This is a genomic window from Streptomyces sp. VTCC 41912, assembly GCF_045799175.1.
GTDB classification, from domain to species: Bacteria; Actinomycetota; Actinomycetes; order Streptomycetales; family Streptomycetaceae; genus Streptomyces; species Streptomyces albulus_C.
Map to the genome: position 1 here is coordinate 1 of NZ_JBJMAB010000101.1, position 827 is coordinate 827.

The window sequence follows — 827 nt, forward strand, 5'->3', positions numbered from 1 at the left end:
TTGTCGGATGCCGATGCGGACCGGTTGAGTCGTTCCGGTGTTCCGCCGCTTTCGGTGGCGCAGGGGCTGGCCCTCTTCGACGCGGCCCTGGCCGGTACCGATGCGACCTGCGTTCCGGTCCGCCTGGACCTTCCCGTCCTGCGGGCTCAGGGTGAAGTGCCCTCGCTGCTGCGGTCGTTGATCCGCGTCCGGGCCCGCCGTGCCGCGGGCGCCGGATCCGCCACCGCCAACGACCTCGCCCAGCGTCTGGGCCGACTGGACGAGGAGGCTCGCCAGGAACTGGTCCTGGACCTCGTCCGCGGCCAGGTCGCGCGGGTCCTCGGCCACGCCACCGGCGACGACGTGGACGCCGGCCGCGCCTTCCGCGACCTGGGATTCGACTCCCTGACCGCGGTCGAACTCCGCAACCGCCTCAACACCGCCACCGGTCTGCGCCTGCCCGCCACCCTGGTCTTCGACTACCCGACCGTCCGCCACCTCGCCACCCACCTCCGCGACGAACTCCTGGGCACGCAGGCCGAGGTGGCGTCCGCGGCGCGGCGCGGCGCGGTCGTCGCGGACGACCCGATCGTCATCGTCGGCATGGCCTGCCGCTACCCGGGCGGCATCGGCTCGCCCGAGGACCTGTGGCAGCTCCTCACCGAAGGCACCGACGCGGTCTCCGGATTCCCGACCAACCGCGGTTGGGACGTCGAGTCCCTCTACCACCCGGACCCGGATCACCCTGGCACGACCTACACGCGTTCGGGCGGTTTCCTCCACGAGGCCGGGGAGTTCGATCCTGGTTTCTTCGGGATGAGTCCGCGGGAGGCGTTGGCGACGGATTC

Annotated in this window: 1 protein-coding gene; it reads left to right on the forward strand. The window is 71.9% G+C overall.

Translation table 11 applies throughout. The annotated features are described in order from the left end of the window. Positions 1-54: 54 nt before the first annotated feature. Positions 55-827, forward strand: a 773-nt coding sequence (locus ACJ6WD_RS41300) for a beta-ketoacyl synthase N-terminal-like domain-containing protein (RefSeq protein ID WP_407617817.1), incomplete at its 3' end; no start/stop codon positions are given.